This window comes from Lysinibacillus sp. G4S2, assembly GCF_030348505.1.
Classification (GTDB): Bacteria; Bacillota; Bacilli; order Bacillales_A; family Planococcaceae; genus Lysinibacillus.
The window spans coordinates 4,312,944-4,335,461 of record NZ_JAUCFJ010000002.1 but is presented as its reverse complement, the minus strand read 5'-3'; the positions used below and the strand labels follow the sequence as shown (position 1 = coordinate 4,335,461).

The following is a 22,518-nucleotide window of genomic DNA, read 5'->3' as shown; positions in this document are numbered from 1 at the left end:
TTCAGTCATTGTAACGAGTGTAACATAATTACAAAATTGGTGTACACGAGTATTTTATGACTAGCACTGTGGAGTAACCATAAAATTCTGAATTAATACTTCTATATATGGAAAATAGGCCGTTATAATAGTGTTATAGAGGTGATGATGATGAGAAAAGATAGAGGAAAAGTTTGGTTAGGTGTAGCAGGGGTTACTGTAAATGAGCTAGGTCAATGGCTAGTTGTCAAAAAGGCTTATAGCGGATTAAAAGGAAGATGGTCATTACCAGCTGGTTTTGTCGATGCTGGTGAAACCGTGGATGAAGCGGTTGTTCGCGAATTAAAGGAAGAAACAGGTATCGATTGCTATGTATCTGGCTTAATCGGTTTTCGAACGGGTGTAATTCGTGGTGACATTAGTGATAATATGGCGATTTTTTATTGTCGGATGAAAGATGAGCAACAGAAGATTTGCATTCAGGAAAATGAATTATTAGAAGCGAAATGGATGTATCCAAAGGAGCTTGCACAGGATGAAATGACATCAGTTATGTTAAAGGAAATGGCAGCCAACCAATTTGAAAGGCACCAATTAGAGGGAATTGAAGGTATTAATCCAGGGGATGTATTTGGATATTCTTCTTATAGATTGTTCTTTAAAAAATAATGTGACAGAGGAAGAGCTTTGCCCCAAGGAGCGTCTCCCAGTAACGGAATGTACTTAATGATTTTCCTAAATATGACGAACAAGCGAAATCAAGGATATGTTCATTGAAAGCGTTGTAGTAATCATGTAAACTAATGAGAGGAAAACGGAGGTTATACATACATGGATGGTCCAGTTTCAATAGTACAGTTAATCATTTCAATTTTGTTATTTTTCGTCATGTTCTTTGGTATCGGATTTTTATTGAATATGCTTCTACGAATGACATGGTTAATGGCGATAGTGTATCCAATTGTAGTTATCTTTATTGTCGATGAAGTAAGCTTTTTTGATTATATTTTCAAACCAGGTTCCGCATTTCCAGCACTTTTAGATAAGTTGCAAGCACTGCAATTTGTAGATATTGCTATTTTATCTGGTGGCTTTGCAGGCTCAATTGTAGCTGGAATTGTCATGATTTATTTACGTAAAAGTGGATATCGAATGTTTTAACTTCTTTCAGTGGGTGTCCAAACATCCGCTGATTTTTTTTGAAAGTTTCCGATAAATCACAAAAGTGTTCCGATAAACAAAAAAACACAGCCTCGACAGGAGGATGTGTCAACTTTTCACAAAATAAACTGGTAGGTTATGATGGCGATAAAAATTCCAGTTAGTGCCCCAAAAAATACCTCACTCCTTTTATGCCCCAACAATGTTTTTAGCTCTTCCATTTTTTCCTGTCCATCCATTTGCGGCCATTTTTTAAAATCATGAAGCAGTAGTTGAAAGTCCTTACGTAGTTGATTTAAAACAGCTGCATGTTGACCTGCCTGATAGCGTACTCCACTCGCATCATACATTACGATAAATGAAAACATAGCGGCTACGGCAAAAATTGGGGAATCTAACCCTGTTTCATAGGCAACAGAGGTTGTTAGTCCTGTTACGGAAGCGGAGTGTGAGCTAGGCATACCTCCAGTGGAAGTGATTAAGCCCCAGTTAATTTGTCTTGTCATTAAAAAATGAATAGGGATTTTTACAAACTGTGCAAAGAGAACGGCAAAGAGGGCGACGAGTAAAGGGGTATTTTGAAGTAAACTCATAATCATCACAACCTTCACTTATAATTGCTTTTATTATAACATTCATTATTTTCTAAAAGCCAAATATTACGCGTTTTCTGAAACTTAGGTATAATAAATATTGAATGGAGGAATTTACATGCATATTGTAAAAGAAGCAAAAACATTTGAAACGATTTCTACTGAGGTGTTAGTAGTAGGGGTCACTAAACATCGTGAGCAAATGCAGGATTGGGCAAGCTTTTCATCATTTTATGGAGAATCACTTGATGCGTGGCTTGGTGCAGGGGACGTATCGACAGAGCTAAAAAGAATTACGAAATTGCCATTCGTGAAAGTCCACTCAAATCTTAAACGCATTTTATTTGTTGGTTTGGATGAACGTAAAAACTTAACAGAAGGTGATGTTCGTGCAGCCTTTGGATTGGTCGGTAAGGAACTTAGAGCCTTAAAAGTTAAAGAATATTCAATTTGGCTTGAATCGTTTACGACAGATACTATTACTGTGGCAGATGTTGCGTTTTTAGCGGGTGAAGGAACAGGTCTTGGTTATTATTCAATTCCTCATTACAAAACAACTTCCAATGAAGTAGATAAGCGAATTGACGGTGTTCATCTTGTGACTACTGTTGATGACATAGATGAGGTAGTGGCAAGCTTTGAAGTTGGTGTTATTTATGCAGATGCAGTGAACGAAGCACGTAGCTTAATCAATTTACCACCAAATCTACTTACAGCGACAGATTTAGCTAATTATGCAGAATCTCTAGCAGTGGAGTATGATTTTGAAGTTGAAATTTTAGATAAAGCACAACTAGAGGAACTAGGTATGGGCGGTATTTTAAGTGTCAATCAAGGCTCCTATGAAGAACCTCGTTTAATAACATTAAAGTATAAAGCGACTGAAAATTTTGAAGATCCAATTGGCCTTGTCGGCAAAGGGGTTACGTATGATACAGGTGGCTATTCCTTAAAGCCAAAAGATTCAATGGTAGGCATGAAGGGCGATATGGGCGGTGCGGCAGCAGTACTAGGTGCCATGAAAATCATCGGCGAATTACGTCCTAATAAAAATGTCGTAGCCGTTATTGGTTCTACTGATAATATGGTATCTGGCACAGCGTTTAAGCCAGACGATGTCATTACGACATATAGTGGTAAAACGGTAGAAGTTTTAAATACCGATGCTGAGGGACGTTTTGTATTAGCGGATGCTACTACATATGCTAAGCAACAAGGTGTTACTTCCCTTATCGATGTTGCAACGTTAACAGGTGGAGTGATTACTGCACTTGGGATGGATAAAACAGGTGCGCTTTCTAATGATGATGAATTCTTTGCGGCTTTCATGGAAGCTTCACAAGAGACGGATGAATTTGTATGGCGTATGCCTTTAACAGAAAGTGATAAAAAACGAATTCGTAAATCAGATGTCGCTGATTTAAATAACTCTCCTGGTCGTGATGGACATATGATCTTTGGTGGAGGCTTCGTTGGTGAGTTTGTTGGTGATACACCATGGATTCACTTAGATATTGCAGGAACATCAGATGCTATTGCTGTACATGACCTAGGCCCAAAAGGTGGTACAGGTGTAATGGTACGTACACTAGCAAACTTTGTGCAACGTTTAGGAGAAGAAAAATAGAGTAGGCAATATACATGTGATATATGTATATTCCTTCATACGATAGAGTAAAAAGGGAGGTAGCATATGTCATTTTTCGGAGGTTACCCAGGAGGAGGCTTTTGGACTTTCGGTGCGCCGTTTTTTGGAGGATTTTTAGGAGGGTTACTTGGAACGCAATTTAATCAATATCCATACTATCCACCATACCCACCGTATCCACCATATAGACGGCATCGTTATAGACCGTATTAATTCGAATAAAATAAAAAATTGCAAACCAGCTGTCGGTAACAAAATCGACAGCTGGTTTTTTCTTTAATAATAATAGCCATTTTAATATTTCCTAAATAAATTAAGTAAATAACATTTATTTGGAAATAACGTTCCGGCTGGGGCGTCCGATGAGCCGCTTCGCTCCATGGTCTCATCTGTGATGCTGTGATGAGCCCTTTTGGAATAACAAAAAATTGAAAGTGTGTTGTGATCGAATGAAAATCATTTGCTAAGTATTAAATAAATCGTTGACAGAATAAAACGAATTCTTTATTATTCTTATTATATTACTAAGAATTAAAAAACGAAGCTGACTAGTAAACTAGAGGCTCATATTATTCACAGACTGCTATGCCTATGGATAATATGAGCCTTTTTATCTTCATTCAGCAATTGTTTAACTGTGCGAAAGCGAAGCGACAGCAACAATGGTTTAACTGTGCGAAAGCGGAGCGACAGCAACAAATGTTTAACTGTGCGAAAGCGAAGCGACAGCAACAAATGTTTAACTATGCGAAAGCGGAGCGACAGCAACAATGGTTTAACTGTGCGAAAGCGAAGCGACAGCAACAAATGTTTAACTGTGCGAAAGCGGAGCGACAGCAACAATTGTTTTATCTGTGCGAAAGCGAAGCGACAGCAACAATTGTTTTACTGTGCGAAAGCGGAGCGACAGCAACAATTGTTTTAACTGTGCGAAAGCGGAGCGACAGCAACAACAAATGTTATTTTGTAGCGAAAACAAAGCGGTAGAGGAGTGAAATCTAATGGGAAAAGTTTTTATAGTAGGTGCTGGTCCTGGCGATGTTGATCTTATCACTGTAAAAGGATTGCGCTGTATCGAATGTGCAGATGTCATCCTGTATGACAGACTCATCAATAAAGAGCTGTTATCTTATGCTAAACGAGAGGCTAAGCTCATCTTTTGCGGTAAGTTGCCTCAGCAGCATGCCATGATTCAAGAACAGATTAATCGATCACTTGTCAGCTATGCACAGCAAGGATTGATTGTTACGAGATTAAAGGGGGGTGACCCATTCGTTTTTGGAAGAGGAGCTGAGGAAGCTGAAGTTTTAGCGCAGCATCATATTCCTTTCGAAATTGTACCTGGCATCACTTCCGGGATAGCAGCGCCAGCCTATGCAGGGATTCCTGTTACGCATCGTGATTTAAGCTCAAGTTTTGCAATGGTCACTGGACATATGCAAGAGGGCAAGGATGATGCAATTCGATGGGAAAGTCTCGCAAAAGGAATTGAGACAATTGCGATTTATATGGGGGTCGGTAATCTTCCATATATCCGTCAGCAGCTACTCAAATATGGGCGTGATGAAGAAACACCAGTAGCACTCATCCATTGGGGCACATTTTCTCAGCAAAAAACTGTCACTGGTACTTTAGCCAATATTGAAGATATAGTGCAGCGCGAAAATATTCAAAATCCAAGCATAATTGTAGTGGGAAAAGTTGTTACCTTGAGAGAATCAATTCAATGGTTCGAGCAAAACATTCCACAGTCGAATTTGGCAGAGATTTCTGTATAAGGATGTGGGTTCATGCAAGCTATTTTATATATCGCTCATGGAAGTCGTGTAAAGGCGGGAGTGGAGCAAGCCGTTACCTTTCTAAAGAGCGTACAACAGGAGATTGAGCTACCGATTCAAGAAATTTGTTTTTTAGAACTCACGGCACCGTCAATTGCTGAAGGCATAGATAGCTGTATTAACAGAGGAGCCACGGCTATTGCTATCATGCCTATATTATTACTAGCTGCTCAACATGCAAAGCACGATATTCCAAGTGAGATTGATAAAGCCAAAAAACAGCATCCACAAGTGCGATTTACATACGGTGAACCACTTGGTGTCCATGAACTATTAATCGATACACTACAGACTAGAATTTTAGAAGCTAGGTTACCTACTCACAATGCAAGTGTTTTACTAATAGGTCGTGGGAGTAGTGATCCTTCAGTAAAGAGTGATTTAGCTAAAATTGCAACAAGATTACGTGACAAATATGCTTATGAAGCTGTAGACACATGCTTTTTGTATGGAATGGGTCCTACGTTTGAAGATTGGCTACAGCAAGAGAAGAATGAGGCCAATCAAGTGTTTATAGTACCTTATTTATTATTTACTGGGATTTTGCGTCAAAGCATAACAAGTCGATTACAAAACTATGAGAACAAGAACATTATTTTATGTGAAAGTTTAGGCTATGACGACAACGTAAGGAAAGTTTTAGTGGAACGCATTGAGCAATTACTAAAATTTAATGAGGAAGGTGTTTTGGAATGGTAGATAAAAGGACTGAAAATATTAATCTAGCATTAGATAATGTCCGCCAAATTTTAAATACGGTGAACCACGGATCCATAACATTGATTGTGCAAAATTCCTACGTGGTCCAAATTGAAAAGAAGGAAAAAATACGACTTCGATAACGCCAGCCAAAATAAGTTTAGAGATAACATGACAAGCAAATGTCTTGAGAAAAAGTAATGAAGAACAACCGAGTTCAGACAAATTACGAAGAGAAGAAAATAATACTAATACGCGAGGTGGCAAGATTGAAATTGCAAGTAATCAACAGTCCATTTAATGAGGAGCAGGTAAAGCTGTTAAATGAGCTGCTTCCTAAATTAACAGGGGAACAGAGGATTTGGTTAAACGGCTATTTAAGTGCTCCACTAGCAACTATTGATACCATCGTTGAAGAAGCAAAGCCGACAGTAAAACCAATCACCAAAACAGTGACGATTTTATATGGCTCACAAACAGGCAATAGCCAGGGGTTAGCTGAAAAATACGCCTCAGCATTGAAAGATAATGAAGTTGACGTAACAATTTCTTCGTTAGCAACATTTAAGCCGAATAATTTAAAAAAGGTAACAAATCTTTTACTTATTGTAAGCACACATGGGGAAGGGGAACCACCTGATCAAGCAATACAGTTCTACGAATTTTTGCATAGTAAGCGTGCTCCGAAGTTAGAGCATCTTCATTATTCAGTGCTAGCCTTAGGAGATAGCTCCTATGAGTTTTTCTGTAAAACAGGAAAGGATTTTGATGAGCAGTTTGCTAAGTTAGGGGCAACTCGAATCGTACCTCGTACAGATTGTGATGTAGATTATGATGACGCGGCAGCACAATGGTTCTCAGCTGTTCAGCAGGAATTGTTTCAACAGACTGATATAGCTGCTACATCGACTACACAGCATCAGACTACCCAAGGAGACACTACATACTCTCGTAAAAATCCGTTTAATGCTGAAGTACTTGAAAACATTAATTTAAATGGCCGTGGCTCAAACAAAGAAACACATCATATTGAGTTATCCATCGAGGGTGCAAACTTTTATTTCGAACCAGGGGATAGTATTGGTATTCAACCAGAAAATGATGAAAGACTAGTCGATGCTTTAATAACAGCGTTACAGTTTGATCCACAAACTGAGGTAAATGTATTTGAAGAAACACTGCCATTCAAGGATGCATTACAAAAAAAGCTAGAAATAACAGTGCTGTCTAGGCCATTGTTACGAAAAATTGGTGCCTATACGGTGCATCAGGAATTTACAAAGCTACTTGAAGACACGAATGCCTGGAAGGACTATGCAAGAGGAAGAGATTTACTTGACGTTGCTGAGGACTTCGCGCCGTTTACATGGGATGCACAGCAATTTGTAGAATTGCTACGTAAAATACCAGCGCGACTATATTCAATTGCTAGTAGTCAAAAGGCAAACAGTGAAGAAGTGCATTTAACAATTGGCAAAGTAAGCTATGAAACGAATGGGCGACAACGTCTTGGCGTTTGCTCTGGTAGCGTTGCAGAGCGTATTCAAATTGGCGATACATTACCAATCTATGTGCATAAAAATCCGAACTTTAGATTGCCAGAGCAAGCGGACACACCGATTATTATGATCGGTGCTGGTACAGGTGTCGCTCCGTACCGTGCATTTTTGGAGGAGCGAGAGGAGCTAGGTGTTGAAGGGAAATCATGGCTAATTTTGGGCGATCAACACTTTGTAACAGATTTTCTTTATCAAACAGATTGGCAGCGCTGGCTAGCTTCAAATACACTAAGTCAAATGCACGTAGCCTTCTCCCGAGACACAGATAGAAAAATATATGTTCAACATAAAATGGAGGAAAATGCCGCGAGCTTTTATGAATGGATAGAGCAAGGAGCTGTTATTTACGTTTGTGGCGATGAAAAATCGATGGCGGCTGATGTGGATGCAACAATACATCGCATCATTGAGCATCAAGGGCAAAAAACACCAGAGGAAGCGAAAGCCTTTGTCAATGAATTAAAACAACAGAAGCGCTATCAACGTGACGTTTATTAATAAAGGGGCGATAAAAAATGACTGAAAAAATTATTTTACCTCCACAACCAGGAAAGCCTAGTGATGTAGAGCGTATTAAAAGCGAAAGTAATTATTTACGTGGAACACTTGAACGTACGATGAATAATCCATTAAGCTCTGGTATACCAGAGGACGATAACCGTCTAATGAAATTCCATGGTAGTTACTTACAAGATGATCGTGATCTTCGGAATGAACGCCAGCGTCAAAAGCTAGAGCCGGCTTATCAATTTATGGTGCGCGTACGTACGCCGGGTGGGGCAGCTACACCAGCACAATGGCTAGTAATGGATGAAATGGCGAGAAAATATGGTAATGGCTCTTTAAAATTAACGACACGCCAGGCATTCCAAGTGCACGGCATTTTAAAATGGAATGTCAAAAAATATATGCAGGAAATTAATGAGGTATTATTGGATTCTCTCGCTGCCTGCGGGGATGTCAATCGTAATGTAATGTGTAATGTGAATCCAAACCAATCTGCATTACATGAGGAGATTTATAATTGGTCAGCAAAACTAAGTGAGCATTTACTACCAAGAACACGAGCATACCATGAGTTGTGGCTTGATGGTGAAAAGGTAGTCGATAGTCAGGATGAAGAAATTGAACCTATATACGGTGCGCAATATTTGCCACGTAAATTTAAAATTGGTATTGCTATTCCGCCAAGTAACGATGTGGACGTATTCTCACAAGATATTGGATTGATTGCCGTTGTTGAGGATGATAAATTAGTAGGCTTTAACGTGGCAGTTGGCGGGGGGATGGGAATGACACATGGTGATCATGAAACATACCCACAACTTGCTCGTATTATTGGTTTTATTACACCTGATAAACTACTGGAAACGTCAGAAAAGATTATTACGATTCAGCGTGATTATGGGAATCGTTCAGTGCGTAAAAATGCACGTTTTAAATATACCATTGATGCAAGAGGGCTTGAGTGGTTTAATGAAGAGCTAACACGTCGTCTAGGCTGGGACATCCAACAAGCTCGCCCGTTTACCTTTGAACGTACAGGTGATGAATATGGATGGATTGAAGGTGCAGACGGCAAATGGCACTATACATTATTTATTCAAAATGGCCGTATTAAAGACTTTGAAAATTATGAGCTTCTAACAGGATTACGTGAAATTGCTAAAGTGCATACGGGTGATTTCCGCTTAACACCAAACCAAAATTTAATGATTAGTAATGTAACGTCGCAAAAAAAGAAGGAAATCACTGTTATTATAGAGCAATATAAGCTTACAGATGGTGCGCACTATTCTGCTTTACGGCGTAATTCGATTGCTTGCGTATCGTTACCAACATGTGGTTTAGCGATGGCAGAAGCGGAGCGTTATTTGCCCTCCCTTATTACAAAAATTGAAACCATCATCGATGAAGCAGGCTTAAACGATACAGAAATTGTTATTCGTATGTCAGGCTGTCCGAATGGTTGCTCCCGTGCGGCAATGGCTGAGATTGGTTTTATCGGTAAAGGCCCAGGGAAATATAATATGTATTTAGGAGCAAGCTTTATTGGTGATCGTCTCAATAAAATTTATCGTGAAAATATCGGTGAAGAGGAGATTTTAGCGGAACTTCGTCCAATCCTTCTACACTATGCAAAGGAACGTTTAGATGGCGAGCATTTCGGAGACTTTGTTATTCGTGCAGGCTATGTAACTGCTGTTAACGACGGACGAGATTTTCATCATAAATAAAATAGAATGGTAGTTATGTGAGCAAATTTCTCTGCTACATGGCAATCGTCGGAGATACTCCAACCTTCAAGTGTCAAACATAAAAATAGGGTGCAATAAAATGAATTTTCTTAAAAACCTAGTTGACTACTAGGTGTGCTTAGTATATCTTGGTGATAAGAGGAATGATTGTAGAAAGGTAGTTAAAACAATCGTTTCATAATAAGCTGGCTAGTCAAACTAGAGGCGTTTTAACAAAGACATGTTTATCATTTTGTCTTTCGTTAGAACGCCCTTTTTCGTTACGAAGGGGGATTATATGTTAACGTATGCAACTTGGCATGAACCGACAATGAATTGTAATGTTGATGAAGTTTATAAGGCTGCACTGGAGGTTTTACAGTGGAGTTATGCAGAATACGGAGAAGATATCGTTTATGCATGTAGCTTTGGGATTGAGGGAATTGTCTTGATTGATCTTATTTCAAAGGTGAAGCCTGATGCAACGATTGTCTTTTTAGATACAGATGTTCATTTTAAGGAAACGTATGAAACGATAGATAGAGTAAAAGAAAAATATCCACAGCTTAACGTTATTATGCAAAAACCAGCACTTACGCTAGCACAGCAAGCAGCGCAATACGGTGATGAACTATGGAAGTCTAATCCAAATAAATGCTGCGATATTCGCAAAATAAAGCCGTTACATGAAGCGTTAGCAGGTGCAAAAGCTTGGATTTCAGGCTTGCGTCGTGAACAATCAGCAACTCGACAAAATACAAATTTTATCAATCGTGATGATAAATTTAAGTCGATTAAAATTTGTCCACTCATTCATTGGACATGGAAGGATGTTTGGCGATATGTTTCAAAGCATGATTTGCCTTACAATCCTTTACACGACAGAGGCTATCCAAGTATTGGTTGTGAGCATTGTACAAAACCCGCATTTACGATGGATGATTTACGTTCAGGTAGATGGAAGGATTCTGGTAAAACGGAATGTGGGTTACATGAGTAAAGGAGTTTTGCCATGCTTGAATATGTTGCAATAGCCATTAGTTTATTTTTTGCGATGAATATAGGTGCCAGTGGAGCAGCAGCTTCAATGGGAGTCGCTTACGGTGCAGGTGCCATCAAAAAAGCTTGGCAAGCATTGCTAATATGCTCAGTGGGAGTTTTTAGCGGTGCTGTTCTTGGTGGTGGAGAGGTAGTAAAAACAATCAGCTCCGGCATTATGCCACAGGAGTACATTACTGTAAAGATTGTCATTATTATTTTGATTTCTGCAACAAGCTCGCTATTCCTAGCTAATCTGTTAGGCATTCCACTATCGACGAGTGAAGTAACAGTGGGAGCGGTTGTAGGTGTTGGGATCGCTTATAGAGTGTTATATGTAAAATCATTGCTTGTCATTATTTCATTTTGGATAATTATTCCGGTTGTTGCGTTCGTTATTGCACTTGTCTTTGGTAAGTGGCTGTATAAATTACGGGGCAAGGGCTTGTTAAAGGATCGACCGATATTAACGATTCTTCTTGTCTTTGCCGGATTTTTCGAAGCATTTTCAGCAGGGATGAATAACGTAGCAAATGCAGTTGGCCCTCTTGTTGGTGCAGGCATGATGGGCGTAACACATGGAATATGGCTTGGTGGGGCATTTGTAGCGCTTGGCGCAATGCTACTAGGAAAACGAGTACTTGAAACAAACGGTAAAAAAATTGTGCGCTTTGAGAAGGCGGAAGGGATATTGATATCGAGTACAGGTGCACTCCTTGTCGGCATTAGCTCTATTTTTGGGCTTCCCGTGCCGTTAACACAAGTAACATCCTCTTCCATCATCGGAATGGGGATGGCCAAAAACGGGAAACAAATTTTTCATAAACATATCGTGAAAAAAATACTCCGTATTTGGATTGTCTCGCCAATTTTTTCTTTAGTCATTTCTTATTTTTTAGTACAGCTATTTTTAGAGAAAGATCTCTATGCCATCGTATTAACTGGCACTATTATTGTTGGAACGCTTGGTGTTATTAGCTTAATGCGAACAATGCGTGAAGAAGAGCGCTCAATCTATGACGCAGGTGAAGGGATTTAATGGTAGCCAATTAAATTTAGTGGGGAAGCCGATTACTTTTGAGCGAAGCCGATCACATTTGAGTGGAACCCGATCACATTTGAGCTGAAGCCGATCACATTTGAGCTGAAGCCGATCACATTTGAGCTGAAGCCGATCACATTTGAGCTGAAGCCGATCACATTTGAGCTGAAGCCGATCACTTTTGAGCGGGAGCCGATCACTTTTGAGCGGGAGCTGATCACTTTTGAATGAAACCCGATCACATTTGAGTGGAAGCCGATCACTTTTGACCGAAATCCGATCAAATCAGCAAGAAACCCCAATTAATACACAAATAAACTTAAATATAAAACCTAATAATTCAATAAAAATAGGAGGAGATTTTGATGAGTTTACAACCACATGGTGGACGATTAGTGCAAGCCTTTAATCCAGAGAAGGATACAACACATATAAATAAAGTTATTGAGCTTGATGCCATTTCACTTAGTGATTTAGAGTTAATTGCTATCGGTGGTTACAGTCCAATTGAAGGTTTTTTAACGCAGGAAGATTATGAATCCGTTGTTGAGCATACACGTTTAGCATCAGGCGTGGTGTGGAGTATTCCGATTACATTACCTGTAACAAAGGAAGTAGCGGCAACATTACAACCTGGCAATGAGGCAAAACTAGTATATGGTGATGTTGTTTACGGTGTTATTGAGATCGCTGATATTTATGAGCCGAATAAACGGAAAGAGGCATTGTTAATATATGGCACAGAGGATTTAGAGCATCCTGGTGTTAGAAAGCTGCAGGAACGTCCAAGTATTTATGTGGGCGGAAAAATTACATTAGTAAAACGCCTTGAGCAAAAGTTTCCTGCGTATTCATTTGATCCGATTGAAACACGTCATTTGTTTGCAGAAAAGGGCTGGAAAACTATTGTTGGCTTCCAAACACGTAATCCGGTGCATCGGGCACATGAATATATTCAAAAGGCGGCACTTGAGACAATTGATGGATTATTTTTAAACCCGCTTGTTGGGGAAACGAAATCAGACGATGTGTCAGCTACAATTCGCATGGAAAGCTACGAGGTTTTACTGAAAAATTATTATCCTGAAAATCGCGTGCAATTAGGTGTGTTTCCAGCTGCAATGCGTTATGCAGGGCCAAAGGAAGCCATTTTCCATGCACTTGTACGAAAAAACTATGGCTGTACGCACTTTATCGTTGGACGTGATCATGCAGGGGTTGGTGATTACTATGGCACATATGATGCCCAAAAAATATTTGAACAATTTACGGAAGATGAATTAGGGATTGTTCCATTGAAATTTGAGCATAGCTTCTATTGCAATAAATGTGAAGGAATGGCGACGACGAAAACTTGTCCACATGATAGCGCAGCACATGTAATTTTATCGGGTACTAAGGTTCGAGAAATGTTGCGTAATGGCGAAGTGCCTCCAAGTACATTTAGTCGTAAAGAGGTTGTTGATGTACTGATTAAAGGAATGCGTAAGGAGGTTTTAAAGTGAGTTCTAACATCGTTTGGCATGAAGCTTCTATTACGAAAGTGGAGCGTCGTACACAAAACAAACATCAAAGCTTTATTTTATGGTTCACTGGCTTATCAGCTTCAGGAAAATCTTCTGTGGCGAACGTCTTTGCACGACGACTTTTTGAACGTGGCAATCAAGCATTTGTCTTAGATGGTGATAATGTTCGTCATGGCTTGAATAAGGATTTAGGTTTTGATGAAGCAGGCCGTAAGGAAAATATTCGACGTATAGGGGAGGTATCTAAGCTTTTTGTAGAAAGTGGTCACATTGTTCTGACTGCCTTTATTTCACCCTACCGAGAAGATCGTCAAGTTGTCCGTGCGCTAGTAGATGAGGGAGAATTTCTAGAGGTCTATGTGAAATGTTCTGTTGAAACGTGTGAAAAGCGTGATCCGAAGGGACTTTACAAAAAAGCACGGAATGCAGAAATCCCAAACTTTACAGGTATTAGTGCTCCCTATGAAGAACCCGCAAACCCAGAAATTATTTTAGACACAGAAAGCTATTCCATCGAAAAATGTGTAGACCAGCTCACAGATATTTTAACTTCAAAAGGTTATATTTGATAAATCTGGCCCATCACCATAACGTGTGGTTGATTTCTTTGATAGAAAGAGCTTGTTTTTCGATAAAAGCCCAAAAAGTTTCGATAAAGAGCGATTTTGTTTCGATAAAAGCCTAAAAAGTTTCGATAAAGAGCGATTTTGTTTCGATAAAGAGCAATTTTGTTTCGATAAATCTTCAAAGTATTCCTATAAAACGAACGAAAGGAGCTTTAGCGATTCGGTTTTGGGGCTCGACACTAAAATATTCACAAAGATTACCTTGATCATTTTATTTTTCAATACTAAGAAAAGAGTTGTCTCTTGCGCTGAGACAACTCTTTTTTGGCTCTTCGGCAAAAAACGAGGGATTGATTTCCGTCCCGACTGGGCTCTTTTTTGCTGCTGCTTCGCTTTCGCACAGAAAACATTTGTTGCTGCCGCTTCATTTTCGCACAGAGCAAAGCTTCCTGGGGGCGTCCGATGAGCCGCTTCACTCGCGTTGCTCGCTCCAGGGTCTCATCTGTGACGCTAATCGAGGGCACTGAAAAACTCATCAAAATTAAAATTTTTTAACTCAAAAAAAATATCGGGCGCCATTTCATCCTTTTTTAGGAAGGGGTCGTCCGATTTCTTTCATTATTCTTTGCTTTTTTCGTTCATTAGTTTTAAAATTCTCTTCATATTCACGACAAATAGCGTTGCGGCTGCTTGTATTTGCATACCAAATAGACCCGTGGCGTTTGCTTGATTATACCCGTGTCTGTTTTTTATTTCACTATTCTTTGCTTCGATTTTATAGCGTTCTTTTGCCAATTGTTTAAAGGATTCCGTTTCCTGAAACACTTCTTGTTCTATGTGTTCATTTGACAGAAGAGAAACTGAATAACTTTTTGTTTTCGCTCCTTCTTTATAACACCCTTCTTTTAAAGGACAAACTTTACATTTTTCTATATCAAAGAAATATTTTAATTGTGTATTTTGCGTGGAATTCTTACGCTTTTTAATACTTTTACTCTTTGCTAAATGTCCAGCAGGGCACACATATAAATCGGCATCTTTATTAAACTCAAACTTACTTTCTTGCTTCCGTTGACCGTTCGTAATAACAGGATGTAGCCTTGAAATGAGTTGAATCTCTTTCTTTTTTGTGTATAATAAATTCTCTTTACCAGAATACGCTGTATCTCCAAGAATGGTGTTCACTTCTATGCCTGCTTGCTCACTCTTCTCTACTAGCTCTTGTAAATAATTCCCGTCACTTTTTTCACCTGTTGTTACAACTACTGCTGTTATAAGTCTTTCATCACTCATTGCCAAATGTGTTTTATAACCAAAGAAAGGATTCTCTTTAGATTTATAACCGACACGTGCATCAGGATCAGCTGAGTAATTTATTTTAAGCTCATAATCTTCAATAACTTCTTTGAGGACATTTACTTTTTCTTGTACACTTGGTATTTGAGCAATAGCCTTATTTTCTTCTATTATTTGAATGACTTGGTGACAATAGTCCACTTCTTTTTGGATATCTTGAGAAGTCGGTTTAGTGGGAAATTTTGATTTCATTGTTTCATCGAATTGATACACGGCTTTTCGTACCTGTTTTGATTTCTCTTGTAAAAACTCTTTCGGGGACTTCTGTTGGTAGCGTGCCTTCGTATGTGTTGCGTCTACAATCAATGTTTTACTTTTTAAAACACCCTGTGCAATAGCTAGTTCTACGGTTTTGTGAATGAGTAAATCTAACAATTGGACATCTTGTAAACGTAATCGACGGAATTTTGTTAAAGAACTTGCCTCAATAACACCTTCTTCTGGTGCCATATCTAAAAAATATTTAAAGGACATATCATATTTAGAACGTTCTACTACATCAACATCAGAAATATCATAAATTGCCTTAAGTAATAAATATTTGAACATACGAATAGGTGAAATAGCGTAACGACCATTATCTAGACAATATTTAGTCTCTAATTCCTCTAAAACAAAAGTAAAATCAATTAATTCCTTCATTTGACGAAGCATATTATCTTTTGGCACAACTAAATCATAGATTGCCATATGAGGACTAAGAGCAAGCGTTTCTTGTTTGGAAAGCATAAAAAGCACCACCTAAAATGAACAGTATACTAATAATTATAGATGAAAAAGAAAAGGAAGTAGAGAAAAAATTCGCTACTTCCTTTATCTAACCACTTTTTCAGTGCCCTCGACGCTATCCTCAAGGAGTCGCCCAACAGGAACGAGGATCAACCTACATGGCATACGTTTTAACAAATGCCATCCACAACTTTTGGTTATTAGCCCAATTTCTTTGGATAATTCCAATTATTATGAGATGATTTAATCATCAAATGTGATAGGAGATGAAAGAAATGAGCATACATATACAATTATTAACCAAGGATGTTGTAAGTCAAAAATTATTAAATGAAATACTGGAACTATGGAATGGAAATGCTAAAGAAACAGCAGAATGTGAATTAGAGGAAAGTGAAAGAAATGGCATTCAAGAACAGCTAGAACATTATATTCAATCAAAATATGGAGCCATTTATATAGCAACTAATGAACACAAAGAAATGATAGGTTTTGGAATGGCTTCGATTAAAAAGGATTTTATATACGATATGAATTATGGTCAAATAGACGAAGTTTACGTAGTATCAGAATATAGAAGACAGAAGGTTGCTAAACGTCTAGTAGATGATTTAGTGAATTGGTTTAATGACGAACACGATACTTCTATAGTAAATGTTTATGTAGATTTAGAAAATGACTTAGCATTAAACTTTTGGGAAGGTATCGGTTTAGAGAAGGAATTTTATATGCTATCAAGTAATTAAAAAATGGCCAATGAAGTCTAGATGATTTCATTGGCCATTTAGTTATTTAATGCCTTGTTCTTTTTTCATTCGATCGATTTCAGGTCCGAGATCGTCACGTACTGTGCCTTTCCAAGGTTTTACACCAGCGATGTATGAGGAGCGAGTCATAATATGTCCTCCAACAGGACCTGTGATGAACAGGAATAATATACCTAGCAAAATGCGGGGATTGAAGTGATCTTCAATCAGCCAAAAGTGAAAGAATACGCCAATGAGTACGCACATGACACCGAGTGTTGCACTTTTTGAGGCAGCGTGAGCGCGTGTGTACAAATCAGGTAAACGGACAAGACCAATGGCTGTCACGACAATAAATAGCACCCCTACAGAAATGAAAAAGATAACTAAACTATTAGCGAGAATTGTCACGTTTAATGATATCTCCTTTCTCTATGAATTTAGAGAAAGCAACAGTACCGATAAACGATAAGATCGCTAACAATAATATAATTTCAAGGAAGAAGCTTGTTTCAACCAATACTGAAAATAGTGCAATTAGCGAAATGACTGACACACCCAATGAATCCAGTGCTACTACACGGTCTGATGCAGAAGGTCCTTTAACCATTCGATAAATAACTGCAACCAACGATAAGCAAATCACCACAATTGCAGTAATAATAAATGTTGTCATGATTTACTCACCTCCAAAATCGCCTTCTCAAATGAATCTCGAATTGCTGTAATTGCTTCATCGACATCGCTAATATCGATAGCATGTACATACAAAGTTTTTGCATCATCTGATACATGCACTACTACTGTACCAGGGGTTAATGTAATAAGACTTGATAATAAAGTAATTTCCCATTCTTGTGTTAAAACAGTCGGATAGGCAAAGAATGCAGGCTGCATATCCAACTTAGGCTTTAAGACCACTTGAAGAACTTGTATATTCGCTAACACTAATTCCTTTAAAAAGAGTAACGTCAGCTTAATAATTGCCCATATACGGTAGACGTAAAGACGTGTAGTAAAAAATCTACGCATAATAACGAGCAATATAATACCGAGAATGAACCCAACAATAAAGCCTGATGCCGTGTAATTAGAAGAAAGGAACATCCAGACGAAGGCAAGTGCAAAATTTAAAATAATTTGAAATGCCATAGCACTAATCCTCCTTCAATACAGCATCTATATAAATAGATGGATCATTTAATAGTTTTGCCGCATCGTCCATAAATGGCGTAATCCATTCAGTGCCAACACCATATGCTACGGTAATGAGCACTAAAAGAACAGTAGGCACAAATAGTGTACGATAGACTTTTTTATCGACAGTACCCTTTGTTTCTTTTTCTTCACCCCAGAAGGCATAAAGGAAAATACGAATTACTGACAATAAAACGAGAAGTGATGAAGCTAAAATAAAAATACTGCTCCACATACTGCCTGCCTCAAAACCTCCCTGTACAATTAAGAGTTTTCCGACAAAGCCACTAAGTGGGGGAATTCCTGCTAAACCAAATGCAGCAATTAAATAGAACCAACCAAGAGCAGGATATTTCTTCATAAGACCGCCCATTTTTCGTAAATCAGATGTGCCGGTAATGTAGATGATTATACCGATCAACATAAAGAGCGCTGCTTTAATAAGCATGTCATGAATTAAATAAAACATTGCACCCTTTAGGGCAACCTCATTCATTTGAGATACACCGAATAAAATAACACCTACAGCAATGACAATGTTATATATAATGATGAGCTTCACATCATGATAGGCAAGTGCGCCAATGCAGCCCGCAATAATTGTTGCAATTGCTAATGCCATTAGTAAATCATGTGTATACGATAGATCATGAACAAAGAACAATGTATACGTTCGAGTAATAGCGTAAATGCCGACCTTTGTTAGTAGTGCACCAAATAGCGTTAACACTGGTATAGGTGCTGCCGCATAAGATGTTGGAAGCCAAAAGTATAGCGGGAAAATAGCCGCTTTTAACCCAAATACCATTAAAAATAGTACAGCTATAACAGTAATAATGCCTGGTTGATCGATTTCAGCAATTTTTACTGCAATATCTGCCATGTTTAATGTACCTACTACAGAGTAAAGGAAGGCAACTGTAATAACGAATAATGCAGATGAAATAACATTGATTAAAATATATTTAATGGAACCTTTCAGCTGCCCTTTTTCGCCCCCGAGAACGATGAGTAAATACGAGGCCATTAACAATACCTCAAAGAACACGAAAAGGTTAAAAATATCGCCTGTCGTAAATGCTCCGTTAACCCCAGTTAAAATAAACATAATCCCAGGATAATAGAAGAAGCGTTCACGTTCTTTTGTGATGGAACCAAAGCCATACCAAACAACAAAGAAGGTAATGATCAGCGTTGTTGTGACAAGCAATGCGGACACCATATCAGAAACCATCGTAATGCCATAAGGCACAGGCCAATCTCCAAACGTTAACTTTTGAATACCATCATTTTTAACTTTTATAAGCAGCGAAACGGCTGATATAAGTGCAAGTCCTATACCAAGCAAAGCGAATGAACGCTGGTATTTTAAGTTTTTTTGCCCAAACATTAAAATTATGCCGAAGAAGAACGGAATGATAATTGGTAGTAGAAGGAAGTTATTCATCCTCATCACTTCCTCTCATTAAGCTTATATCATCTGTCTCGAGCTCCTGATAAGAACGGTAAGCAAGTACAAGGAAGAACGCTGTTACCCCAAAGCTAATAACAATGGCTGTTAAAATTAGCGCCTGTGGTAAAGGGTCCGCAAATGTTTTAGCCCCTTCTTTTAAAACAGGGGGTGCTTCCCCGCCAAGTCCACCCATCGTTAAAATAAGAAGATGGGCACCATGACTTAAAAGACCTGTCCCGATAATAATGCGCAATAAGCTTTTAGATAAGATTAAATAAACCGCTGCCATAAACAGAAAGCCGATGACAAACGCCATAATTATTTCCACTATTCATCCTCCCCAATCGTTTGAATAATGGTCATCGTAACGCCGACAACAACCAAATAGACACCGCTATCAAAAAGCATAGCCGTGTGTAATGACTGTTTGCCTAGAAGCGGTAAATCGAAATAATCAAAGAAATGTGTAAAAAACGGTTTGCCCAAAAACATAGGGAAAGCGGCCGTTGCAAAGGCTAGTAGTAAGCCAATTGCTGTTAAATACGTATAATTTATTGGTAATACCTTACGAACCGTATTTAAATCAAAGGCAAGGACTAAGAGCACAACGGCACTCGATGTTAACAGTCCACCTACAAAACCGCCCCCAGGAGTATAATGTCCAGCAAGAAAAATATGAATGGAGAAGAAGAAAATAATGAAGAATACAATTTTTGCTGTAAATTGTATAATGACATCATTTGTTTTCATGTGATTTCCCCTTTCTATTCATGCGTAGCTTGATCATTGCTAAAATAGCCATCCCAGCAATAGCTAACACTGTAATTTCAAATAATGTATCAAAGCCACGGTAATCTACTAAGATTACATTGACAATGTTTCCACCGCCGGCTTTTGAATAAACTGTTTCCTCATAATACTTCGAAATAGTTGGAATCAATTTTTGTGATTGGGCGGACAGTGCTAAAAGCGTTACCATAACACCGACAGCAATTGAAACGATCGCACGATTTAATTGGAATCTCATGCGTTCTTCTCGTTTGCCAAGCTTAGGCAGATGATAAAACGCTAGTAAAAATAGCGCAACAGAAATCGTTTCAATGACAAGTTGCGTTAATGCTAAATCAGGAGCATTAAAAATAACGAAGAATAATGCCACCGTGTAGCCGACAGCGCCAAGACCTATAATGGCTGTTAGACGTGACTTTGCCAAAATTGTAATGGCCGTTCCAATGACTAAAACGACAACTAAAATGATTTCGTAAGGACGAATAGGTGCAGTGTCTTGGAAGGAGATTGAAAAGGCATTTTTCACAAATAAAGAACCTAGTACAATCACTGCAATGCTACTAAACATATATAGCAAGTAATGACGCATAGAGCCTGTCATATAAAGACGTGATACACGATTTAACCCAACGTCTAGTCCGAGCATAATCTTGTCATATACATTATTTAATGTCAAAGCGCGTGGGAATTTTTGATAGATGCCCTGCCATTTCGGTAATGCTACAAACAATAGAGTCCCAACAATTACTATGCCAATTGTCATGAGTAATTCTGGTGTAATTTCACCATGCCACGCTGATACATGAATATCAACATCCTGTGGTGAATCATATAAGAATGGTTGAATAGCTTGTACTGCTGGCTTTACAAAAGTATCACCAACCAGATTCGGAATAAAGAATATGGTTACGACTAATGCTGCTAAAATCATCGGCGAAATCAACATGCCAAAAGGTGCCTCATGTGGTTTATGAGGTAATTTCTCTGGTGTATATTTACCAGTAAATGTTCTAAAGACAAAATAGAAACTATAGATAAATGTGAAAATACTTGCAACCCAAGCGATAATAGGGAAGAGGGCTCCCCATGTTTCAAAGCCGGAAAATTCAAAATTTTGAAGTGCAAGCATTGCAGTTAAAAACATTTCCTTACTTAAGAAGCCGTTAAATGGTGGTAGACCAGCCATTGATAAGCCTCCGATTGCTGCGACTGTAAAGCTAATCGGCATAATACTCATTAAGCCACCGAGTTTACGAATATCACGTGTACCTGTTTCATGATCGACAATACCTGCAATCATAAATAAGCTACCTTTAAACGTCGCATGGTTTATAAGGTGGAAAATTGCCGCAAAAGCAGCAAATTTGATCGTATCTGTTGCTCCATTGCCATGAAATGCTATGGCACTAGCTCCAAGCAATGACATAATAAGTCCAAGCTGACTCACTGTAGAGAATGCAAGAATCCCTTTTAAATCGGTTTGCTTCACTGCAAAGAAAGATCCCCAGAACAAAGTTAAGATACCTACACCTGTAACGAGCCATACCCAAAGTTCGGAAGCCGCAAAAATTGGTGTAAAACGTGCAACTAGATAAATACCTGCTTTTACCATTGTTGCGGAGTGAAGGTATGCACTAACTGGTGTTGGCGCTTCCATTGCATCTGGTAGCCAAATGTAGAATGGGAATTGTGCAGATTTCGTAAAGGCTCCTAAAAGTATTAAAACGAGCGACCATGTGAACAACGGATGCTCCACTAAATCAGGTGCCATAACAATAAGTTCACGGATTGAATACGTTCCTCCCATTAAATAAAGAAGGATGAATCCTCCTAACATCATTAAGCCGCCACCGACCGTAATCATCATAGACTTCAGTGCGCCAAGGCGAGAGGCATCACGGTTATACCAGTAGCCGATTAGTAAAAATGATGAAATAGATGTTAGCTCCCAAAAGAAGTACAAAGTAATTAAATGATCCGACTGTACTACTCCAAGCATCGCGGTCATAAATAATAATAAATAAACATAAAAATTATGTAATTTTTCTTTATGTTTGTCTAAATAAAAAATAGAGTAAAGTACGACCAATGAGCCAATTCCAGTAATTAGTAATGAGAATAGCAAGCTAAGTCCATCTATATAAGAAACGATGGAAATATCGAGCGATGGAATCCAAGGAAGCTCTTCAAGAAATACTTCACCATCTGCTACTTTTGGGATATAAGAGGCGTAAATAATCGCAAGTGTAGCAGGTACTGCAAGAACAAACCAGCCTGTATGAACATTTTTAATGCTTTTATATAAAAATGGCACAAATATTGCGGCAAGCATTGGAATGAAAATATAAAGTACTTGTAACAA

Annotated in this window: 26 protein-coding genes; 15 read left to right on the top strand and 11 right to left on the bottom strand. The window is 38.5% G+C overall.

Going from position 1 to position 22,518, the window contains the following annotated elements:
* The first annotated feature begins 150 nt into the window (after window positions 1-150).
* Together QUF91_RS22095 and QUF91_RS22090 are read left to right on the top strand one after the other, a co-directional pair.
* Window positions 151-648 (top strand): NUDIX hydrolase, encoded by a 498-nt coding sequence (locus QUF91_RS22095; protein ID WP_285399160.1) that lies wholly within the window; start codon window positions 151-153, stop codon window positions 646-648.
* A gap of 162 nt (window positions 649-810) precedes the next feature.
* Window positions 811-1,140 (top strand): YuiB family protein, encoded by a 330-nt coding sequence (locus QUF91_RS22090; protein ID WP_285399161.1) that lies wholly within the window; start codon window positions 811-813, stop codon window positions 1,138-1,140.
* A 116-nt stretch (window positions 1,141-1,256) separates the two neighbouring features.
* Here the strand turns inward: QUF91_RS22090 and QUF91_RS22085 are convergent, their stop codons facing one another.
* The gene (locus QUF91_RS22085; protein ID WP_289419332.1) at window positions 1,257-1,739 is read right to left on the bottom strand and encodes a divergent PAP2 family protein; all 483 of its coding nucleotides are present in this window, start codon (window positions 1,737-1,739) and stop codon (window positions 1,257-1,259) included.
* A gap of 112 nt (window positions 1,740-1,851) precedes the next feature.
* On the opposite strand from QUF91_RS22085, the gene QUF91_RS22080 reads away from it, so the two are divergent.
* From QUF91_RS22080 to QUF91_RS22035, 10 genes are all read left to right on the top strand, one after another.
* Complete coding sequence (locus tag QUF91_RS22080; protein WP_289419331.1) at window positions 1,852-3,360, top strand: leucyl aminopeptidase; 1,509 nt, start codon at window positions 1,852-1,854, stop codon at window positions 3,358-3,360.
* 66 nt (window positions 3,361-3,426) lie between these two features.
* On the top strand, window positions 3,427-3,594 hold the full coding sequence (locus QUF91_RS22075; protein ID WP_285399166.1) for a uroporphyrin-III methyltransferase: 168 nt from the start codon (window positions 3,427-3,429) through the stop codon (window positions 3,592-3,594).
* 378 nt (window positions 3,595-3,972) lie between these two features.
* A complete protein-coding gene (locus QUF91_RS22070) occupies window positions 3,973-4,368 on the top strand; it encodes a hypothetical protein (protein ID WP_289419330.1) in 396 nt (131 codons plus the stop codon).
* 14 nt (window positions 4,369-4,382) lie between these two features.
* Window positions 4,383-5,159, top strand: a complete 777-nt coding sequence (gene cobA, locus QUF91_RS22065; RefSeq protein ID WP_289419329.1) for a uroporphyrinogen-III C-methyltransferase — start codon at window positions 4,383-4,385, stop codon at window positions 5,157-5,159.
* Window positions 5,160-5,171: 12 nt separating this feature from the next.
* Window positions 5,172-5,918: a sirohydrochlorin chelatase gene (locus QUF91_RS22060; RefSeq protein ID WP_289419328.1), complete on the top strand. Its 747-nt coding sequence runs from the start codon at window positions 5,172-5,174 to the stop codon at window positions 5,916-5,918.
* Window positions 5,912-6,061 carry a YezD family protein gene (locus QUF91_RS22055; RefSeq protein WP_107924131.1) on the top strand — a complete coding sequence of 50 codons (150 nt, stop codon included), beginning with the start codon at window positions 5,912-5,914 and terminating at the stop codon, window positions 6,059-6,061. Before QUF91_RS22060 ends, QUF91_RS22055 begins: the two co-directional genes overlap by 7 nt.
* A gap of 126 nt (window positions 6,062-6,187) precedes the next feature.
* A complete protein-coding gene (locus QUF91_RS22050) occupies window positions 6,188-7,975 on the top strand; it encodes an assimilatory sulfite reductase (NADPH) flavoprotein subunit (RefSeq protein ID WP_289420113.1) in 1,788 nt (595 codons plus the stop codon).
* 17 nt (window positions 7,976-7,992) lie between these two features.
* A complete protein-coding gene (gene cysI / locus QUF91_RS22045) occupies window positions 7,993-9,714 on the top strand; it encodes an assimilatory sulfite reductase (NADPH) hemoprotein subunit (protein WP_289419327.1) in 1,722 nt (573 codons plus the stop codon).
* Window positions 9,715-10,012: 298 nt separating this feature from the next.
* Complete coding sequence (locus QUF91_RS22040) at window positions 10,013-10,714, top strand: phosphoadenylyl-sulfate reductase (RefSeq protein ID WP_289419326.1); 702 nt, start codon at window positions 10,013-10,015, stop codon at window positions 10,712-10,714.
* 12 nt (window positions 10,715-10,726) lie between these two features.
* Complete coding sequence (locus QUF91_RS22035) at window positions 10,727-11,791, top strand: sulfate permease (protein ID WP_289419325.1); 1,065 nt, start codon at window positions 10,727-10,729, stop codon at window positions 11,789-11,791.
* Window positions 11,792-11,823: 32 nt separating this feature from the next.
* Here the strand turns inward: QUF91_RS22035 and QUF91_RS22030 are convergent, their stop codons facing one another.
* Window positions 11,824-12,096 (bottom strand): hypothetical protein, encoded by a 273-nt coding sequence (locus QUF91_RS22030; protein WP_289419324.1) that lies wholly within the window; start codon window positions 12,094-12,096, stop codon window positions 11,824-11,826.
* 63 nt (window positions 12,097-12,159) lie between these two features.
* Here QUF91_RS22030 and sat point away from each other — a divergent pair, with 63 nt between their 5' ends.
* Both sat and cysC read left to right on the top strand, forming a co-directional pair.
* Window positions 12,160-13,299, top strand: a complete 1,140-nt coding sequence (gene sat / locus QUF91_RS22025; protein WP_285397887.1) for a sulfate adenylyltransferase — start codon at window positions 12,160-12,162, stop codon at window positions 13,297-13,299.
* A complete protein-coding gene (gene cysC / locus QUF91_RS22020; RefSeq protein ID WP_289419323.1) occupies window positions 13,296-13,889 on the top strand; it encodes an adenylyl-sulfate kinase in 594 nt (197 codons plus the stop codon). Before sat ends, cysC begins: the two co-directional genes overlap by 4 nt.
* Before the next feature lie 281 nt (window positions 13,890-14,170).
* Here the strand turns inward: cysC and QUF91_RS22015 are convergent, their stop codons facing one another.
* Both QUF91_RS22015 and QUF91_RS22010 read right to left on the bottom strand, forming a co-directional pair.
* Complete coding sequence (locus QUF91_RS22015; RefSeq protein WP_289419322.1) at window positions 14,171-14,410, bottom strand: hypothetical protein; 240 nt, start codon at window positions 14,408-14,410, stop codon at window positions 14,171-14,173.
* A gap of 94 nt (window positions 14,411-14,504) precedes the next feature.
* Window positions 14,505-15,971, bottom strand: a complete 1,467-nt coding sequence (locus tag QUF91_RS22010; protein ID WP_285398117.1) for an IS1182 family transposase — start codon at window positions 15,969-15,971, stop codon at window positions 14,505-14,507.
* Between the two features lie 275 nt (window positions 15,972-16,246).
* Between QUF91_RS22010 and QUF91_RS22005 the strand changes: the two genes are divergently transcribed.
* On the top strand, window positions 16,247-16,717 hold the full coding sequence (locus tag QUF91_RS22005; RefSeq protein ID WP_289419321.1) for a GNAT family N-acetyltransferase: 471 nt from the start codon (window positions 16,247-16,249) through the stop codon (window positions 16,715-16,717).
* A 42-nt stretch (window positions 16,718-16,759) separates the two neighbouring features.
* On the opposite strand, the gene mnhG is transcribed toward QUF91_RS22005, so the two are convergent.
* The 7 genes from mnhG to QUF91_RS21970 are packed head-to-tail and all read right to left on the bottom strand — an operon-like array spanning window position 16,760 to window position 22,518.
* Window positions 16,760-17,128 (bottom strand): monovalent cation/H(+) antiporter subunit G, encoded by a 369-nt coding sequence (mnhG, locus tag QUF91_RS22000; protein WP_289419320.1) that lies wholly within the window; start codon window positions 17,126-17,128, stop codon window positions 16,760-16,762.
* Entirely contained in the window at window positions 17,112-17,393 is a 282-nt protein-coding gene (locus tag QUF91_RS21995) for a Na(+)/H(+) antiporter subunit F1 (protein WP_289419319.1), read from the bottom strand. Before QUF91_RS21995 ends, mnhG begins: the two co-directional genes overlap by 17 nt.
* Window positions 17,390-17,869: a Na+/H+ antiporter subunit E gene (locus QUF91_RS21990; protein WP_285395151.1), complete on the bottom strand. Its 480-nt coding sequence runs from the start codon at window positions 17,867-17,869 to the stop codon at window positions 17,390-17,392. The genes QUF91_RS21995 and QUF91_RS21990 overlap by 4 nt, the downstream gene beginning before the upstream one ends.
* Window positions 17,870-17,873: 4 nt before the next feature.
* Entirely contained in the window at window positions 17,874-19,361 is a 1,488-nt protein-coding gene (locus tag QUF91_RS21985; RefSeq protein WP_285395152.1) for a Na+/H+ antiporter subunit D, read from the bottom strand.
* Entirely contained in the window at window positions 19,354-19,695 is a 342-nt protein-coding gene (locus QUF91_RS21980; RefSeq protein ID WP_053593262.1) for a Na(+)/H(+) antiporter subunit C, read from the bottom strand. The genes QUF91_RS21985 and QUF91_RS21980 overlap by 8 nt, the downstream gene beginning before the upstream one ends.
* Window positions 19,695-20,117, bottom strand: a complete 423-nt coding sequence (locus tag QUF91_RS21975) for a Na(+)/H(+) antiporter subunit B (RefSeq protein WP_285395154.1) — start codon at window positions 20,115-20,117, stop codon at window positions 19,695-19,697. Before QUF91_RS21975 ends, QUF91_RS21980 begins: the two co-directional genes overlap by 1 nt.
* On the bottom strand, window positions 20,104-22,518 hold the full coding sequence (locus tag QUF91_RS21970; protein ID WP_289419318.1) for a Na+/H+ antiporter subunit A: 2,415 nt from the start codon (window positions 22,516-22,518) through the stop codon (window positions 20,104-20,106). Before QUF91_RS21970 ends, QUF91_RS21975 begins: the two co-directional genes overlap by 14 nt.

Coding starts and splice junctions, on each gene's coding strand:
- QUF91_RS22095 (WP_285399160.1), top strand. CDS start 151: ATGAGAAAAGATAGAGGAAAAGTTTGGTTAGGTGTAGCAGGGGTTACT.
- QUF91_RS22090 (WP_285399161.1), top strand. CDS start 811: ATGGATGGTCCAGTTTCAATAGTACAGTTAATCATTTCAATTTTGTTA.
- QUF91_RS22085 (WP_289419332.1), bottom strand. CDS start 1,739: ATGATTATGAGTTTACTTCAAAATACCCCTTTACTCGTCGCCCTCTTT.
- QUF91_RS22080 (WP_289419331.1), top strand. CDS start 1,852: ATGCATATTGTAAAAGAAGCAAAAACATTTGAAACGATTTCTACTGAG.
- QUF91_RS22075 (WP_285399166.1), top strand. CDS start 3,427: ATGTCATTTTTCGGAGGTTACCCAGGAGGAGGCTTTTGGACTTTCGGT.
- QUF91_RS22070 (WP_289419330.1), top strand. CDS start 3,973: ATGGATAATATGAGCCTTTTTATCTTCATTCAGCAATTGTTTAACTGT.
- cobA (WP_289419329.1), top strand. CDS start 4,383: ATGGGAAAAGTTTTTATAGTAGGTGCTGGTCCTGGCGATGTTGATCTT.
- QUF91_RS22060 (WP_289419328.1), top strand. CDS start 5,172: ATGCAAGCTATTTTATATATCGCTCATGGAAGTCGTGTAAAGGCGGGA.
- QUF91_RS22055 (WP_107924131.1), top strand. CDS start 5,912: ATGGTAGATAAAAGGACTGAAAATATTAATCTAGCATTAGATAATGTC.
- cysI (WP_289419327.1), top strand. CDS start 7,993: ATGACTGAAAAAATTATTTTACCTCCACAACCAGGAAAGCCTAGTGAT.
- QUF91_RS22040 (WP_289419326.1), top strand. CDS start 10,013: ATGTTAACGTATGCAACTTGGCATGAACCGACAATGAATTGTAATGTT.
- QUF91_RS22035 (WP_289419325.1), top strand. CDS start 10,727: ATGCTTGAATATGTTGCAATAGCCATTAGTTTATTTTTTGCGATGAAT.
- sat (WP_285397887.1), top strand. CDS start 12,160: ATGAGTTTACAACCACATGGTGGACGATTAGTGCAAGCCTTTAATCCA.
- QUF91_RS22010 (WP_285398117.1), bottom strand. CDS start 15,971: ATGCTTTCCAAACAAGAAACGCTTGCTCTTAGTCCTCATATGGCAATC.
- QUF91_RS22005 (WP_289419321.1), top strand. CDS start 16,247: ATGAGCATACATATACAATTATTAACCAAGGATGTTGTAAGTCAAAAA.
- QUF91_RS21995 (WP_289419319.1), bottom strand. CDS start 17,393: ATGACAACATTTATTATTACTGCAATTGTGGTGATTTGCTTATCGTTG.
- QUF91_RS21990 (WP_285395151.1), bottom strand. CDS start 17,869: ATGGCATTTCAAATTATTTTAAATTTTGCACTTGCCTTCGTCTGGATG.
- QUF91_RS21985 (WP_285395152.1), bottom strand. CDS start 19,361: ATGAATAACTTCCTTCTACTACCAATTATCATTCCGTTCTTCTTCGGC.
- QUF91_RS21975 (WP_285395154.1), bottom strand. CDS start 20,117: ATGAAAACAAATGATGTCATTATACAATTTACAGCAAAAATTGTATTC.